A 4812-nucleotide genomic window follows, 5' to 3' on the forward strand; every position below is an offset into this window, starting at 1 on the left:
ATCTATTTCCTCGTATTTATCCTGACCTACCTCACCAGCAAAAAGCTCATTGGTTTTACGATCAAAGCTGAAACGCCATGGGTTTCTAAATCCATAAGCATAGATTTCAGGGCGTACATTAGCAGTATTTACAAATGGATTATCGGCAGGAATCCCGTATGGGATCTTATTTACATCAATCCTGCTAATTTTTCCAAGCAGATTGGTTAAATTCTGTGCATTCCCATATTCACCATGCATGTCGTTCTGGCCACCGCCATCGCCAAGAGAGATATAAAGAAATCCATCTGCTCCAAACTGCAAACACCCACCATTATGATTGGATTCTGGCTGATCAACAACCAGTACCTTACGCATTTTCGTCTTATCGGCAATCTTGTTATTATTTTTAGATACCGTGTATTCTCTTACCTCTGATTGGTGGTCTGTTCCTTTGCCTTTTTGCGAAGGAGCACTGCAGTATATATAGAATTTACCATTAGTGGCATAGTTAGGATGAAATGCCAGGCCAAGTAATCCACGTTCATCGTAGCCTTCATTTTTTATCACTTCCTTTGAGATGTCAAGAAAAGGGGTTTGGATTAACTTTCCATTCTCTATAATACGTATACGCCCCTCCTGTTCACAAACAAAAAGCAAATTCGGTTCTTTTTTAGTAACAGCCATTGCTGTAGGATGTGAAAGTCCGTCTGTAATTAGTTTTAATTTGACATTGTCAGTTTTAACTGCTTCTGCCCAAATGAGGCTACAGCGGTTACTAAAACAAAAAGAATTGGCAAAAGGATCTTATTTAATGTTATTTTCATTGAGTGTACTTGGTTAAAAGGGCGTATTTCAATACGATATTAAGAAGTTTAATGCCCTTTTGCCTAATGTAAGCAATAAAAATTTATGCAATCGTTGCCGAAATCATGCAATTATTTATTTCTTTACCAAGGGTTGATCAGTTAAACCTGTAGCCCACCTTTTATTCGGTTTATCTGTTAAAGTAACTTCAATAAGGCCCCCATCTTTCAATCTATCATGACTGAGGTAACTCTTGGTATAAGCTTTCTTATCCCACTTAACCGCTGAAATATGGCCTGAGTTTTTAGATTGTTTGTGTGTTACAATAGTTAGTTTTTTTGCATTAGGAAGACTTATCGTAATGCGGTCAAATAAAGGAGTGGTAAGCAAATAATTATTGGAAACCGGATCTACAGGGTAAAATCCCAGAGAAGCAAACACATACCAGGCAGACATTTGCCCGGCATCATCATTGCCACTCAAACCTCCAGGTCCGTCACTATATTCATTGGCCAGAATCTCTTTTACCCTAAGCTGTGTTTTCCATGGGGAACCGGTGTAATTATATAAAAAAGGTATCTGGTGCCCTGGTTCATTTCCATGCCAATACTCGCCGCCATTAAAAAGCGTATCTAATGATTGTTCCAGCTTGCTTCTGCCTCCCATCAATTCGGCCAGTCCCTGTACATCATGTGGTACGTAAAAGGTATACTGTTGCGGTGTACCCTCTGTAATATAAGGCTCTTTGGCATTTCCTTTAAAAGGCTCATACCAGCTTTTATTGATATACCTGCCCCGCATCATGTTCACCTTTGCATCAAAAACATTGCGATAATTTTTACTCCTGCTCATCAATGTGGTATAATCAGCAGTTTTGTTCAATCCCTTTGCTACCATGGCCAAAGCATAATCGTCATAGGCATATTCCAAAGTTCTGCTGACCTGTTCTTTTTTATGAAAAGCCTCGGGTACACTGTCTTCCATTGGAATGTAGCCATATTTCAAATAAGTATCCAATGCACGTCTTCCTTGCCCGTTTACATAGTCTGGTTTTGATGGACTATCAAACGCATTTTGCCGCATCAATCGATAAGCCTCATTCACATCGTAATTACGGATTCCCTTTGTATAAGCAGAGGCAATAAAAGCTGTTCCATGATCGCCAATCATTGCTGCAGTATAACTGTTCCAGCATGGAAAAATAGGCAACCAGCCTCCCTGGCTCCCTTTCAGGATCATAGATTGAACCGCATCATTGATCAATTCAGGTTTCAGCAACTCAAATAAGGGTAATTGAGCCCGGTAAATGTCCCACATGGAAAAATCGTCATAATAATTGCCTTTTGATAAATTTTCTAACTGATAGCTACCTGAAAACCTTGGATAGGTGCCATCCACATCATTAAATAAGCGTGGGTGCTGCATGCTGTGATAAAATGCTGTATAGAATATACGCTTGTCTTTAACAACTGATGTCTCAACTTTGACCTGACTCAGGGCTTGTTGCCAAACTTGCTTGTTTTGTGCGGTTAGCGCTGGAAAGTCCCAATTAGTGATCTCCTGTTCCAGGTTTTTCCTTGCTCCTTCCAGACTACTGAAAGAAGTACCTACCTGCACCCTTAGTACCTCTCCTTTATTTACTTTAAATCCCAGATAGGCACCAATATCTTTTTGTTTACCAATAGAATCTGTAGCAAGGACACCTTTGGAACTGAATGTTCCCTGACTGGCAATTGCCTTTTCAACTTTCAGATAAAAGAAGCCGTTAAACCCCGCAGGTTCACCCCAGCCCTGATAAATGCGGTGAACAGGATTATAACCCCACACCACTCCATTTTCTTTATCGATCTTCACAAATCCTTTTCCCTGATCGCTGTTAGGCATAATCAGCAAGTATAAGCTATCTGCACGATGTGCTGTAAACTGCATCATCGACGAACGAAGTGTTGCAGTAAGTTCTACATCCAATTGATACTTAGGTAAGCTGACCTTATAGTAATTTGGACTGGTGATTTCCTGCTCATGAGAAAATACTGCGCCATATTCTTCTGGTTTGGTCTTTAAACTCCCCATCATCGGCATAATAGTAAAGCTGCCGTAATCCTGTGTACAGGAACCGCTAAGCCAATGTGTAGCCCTAATACCGGTGAGCACACTGTCTTTATAAAGATATGGGGGAAGACATTTGGTTTCTGATTTACGTGTTTCGGGACTGAACTGAGTCATCCCAAAAGGGAGGCCTACGGCTGGGATAGTATTGGCATTTAATTCGGTTCCGCTACCGTGCTTTAAGGCTGCACTGGTTGTGCTGGCGGCTGTACCGGCAAGAGGCTGCACATACTGTACTACATCTTGCGCTTTTAAGGATAAACCAAGGCTAAACAGCAACAAACTGCCCAAACCACAACGAAAAATAAAGGAGACACTTCTCATAATTAAACTACGTATTGTTTTTAAAGCTAATAAAAAACGATCTGATTATGTTTTTCATTGTTTCTTGATTGCCTCAAATTTAGCAGGGAAAGCAGATTCCCCTTCCAGGTTAATCGTTTTTAAATCTCTAACGCCATTACTCTCCAATACATGTGCAAAATAGTCGGGCCTGTTTTTACCCCAGGTTACCGCGCAATTTCTTAAGGTAATCTGACTTGCCTTATCAAGGTAAAAAGCGGATGTTCTGGCTTTCAAAAGCCCCTCAACATTGCTCGGCCGACGATCGTAAACTCCCCCTGGTAGTGTCGTCGTTTTATTGATGAATACATCAACCCCATCAAAAACAACTCCCGACACTTTATCTGGCGATTCTGCACCTACATAAATACCATTCTCGCTAACACATTTAACATTGTTGAAATAGATGCCCGTTACTGCTCCCACTTTTCCTTCAGTCTGCCCCTTAGGGAAACGCCAGCCTGCATCTTTATTATTGCCTTTTGCCCGCGGATAGGCAGTTACATAGATTGGCTCGGCCTTGCCCCACCAAACATCAGAAAACAAATGAGCGTCAATAATTATATTTGAAAATATCACGTTGGAAACTGTCCCTTCATCCCGGTTTTGAATACCAATACCTCTATTGCTTTTGCTGATAATACAATTATTAATTAACACGTTATTGATGCTATCCATGTTTTCTGACCCTATTTTAATAGCACACGAACGAGAGCTCATGGTACAATTGCTAACAGTGATATTTTCGCAAGCACCAAATTCTTCATACTCCCTTCTGTTTTTTAAACAGATACAATCATCACCAGATTCTATGTAACAATTACTGATCCTTACATTTTTACTGTGATCAAGATCTATCCCATCACTATTCCTTACTTTTAAACTGTTCAAAAGGGTGATATTATCTATGACCACATCATCGCAGCCAATTAAATGGACTGTCCAATAGGCTGAGTTTTGAATGGTAAGGTCACTTATTCTGATGTTCCTGCCTCCAATAATGGTAAGAATATGGGGTCTGGGATCAACAACATTAAAAGGTTTTAACACATAAGAATCTTCCAATTCAGCACCCATAAAAGAGATACCATTGCCATCAATAGTTCCAGCTCCATGAATGGTAACATTAACTAACTTCTCACCACCAATCCATATGGTTCCTTCGCCTTTATTTTCACGAAATGCACTTTCTGTATATACTTTCTCATCGGGATTTGCCAATACTTTAGCATTGGTTTCAATATAAAAATCTACAAAAGACTTAAGCTTGAAAGGTCCGGCCAGATAGGTTTTTCCTGAGGGTACAACTACCCTACCACCGCCCGCATCAGAACAGGCATCAATGGCCTTTTGAATGGCCAGAGCATCATCAGTTCGGCCATCTCCTTTTGCCCCGTAGGTAACAATATTATATTCTTTAACATTATCTTTTGAGCTTATGGCCTTAGAAATTAAGGGTAAGAAACTGATTAAAAAAATGTTTAAGACAAGTGTATATTTTCTTAGTTCATTCATGGTTTGTTGTCATCTTTAAAACTGTCGTCATCTCGACGATAGGAGAGATCTCTTGACCAT

Annotated in this window: 3 protein-coding genes; all 3 read right to left on the reverse strand. The window is 40.1% G+C overall.

Annotation, left to right across the window (positions count from 1 at the left end):
- On the reverse strand, positions 1-741 hold a 741-nt coding region (locus AC1DDX_RS23670; protein WP_477622702.1), incomplete at its 3' end, for a PQQ-dependent sugar dehydrogenase.
- Positions 742-921: 180 nt separating this feature from the next.
- Positions 922-3219 carry a GH92 family glycosyl hydrolase gene (locus tag AC1DDX_RS23675; protein WP_288879198.1) on the reverse strand — a complete coding sequence of 766 codons (2298 nt, stop codon included), beginning with the start codon at positions 3217-3219 and terminating at the stop codon, positions 922-924.
- A gap of 54 nt (positions 3220-3273) precedes the next feature.
- Positions 3274-4752, reverse strand: coding sequence for a glycoside hydrolase family 28 protein (locus AC1DDX_RS23680; RefSeq protein WP_288879197.1), 1479 nt, complete (start codon positions 4750-4752; stop codon positions 3274-3276).
- Positions 4753-4812: the final 60 nt, after the last annotated feature.

It is taken from the genome of Pedobacter sp. 10L46_2, assembly GCF_056395165.1.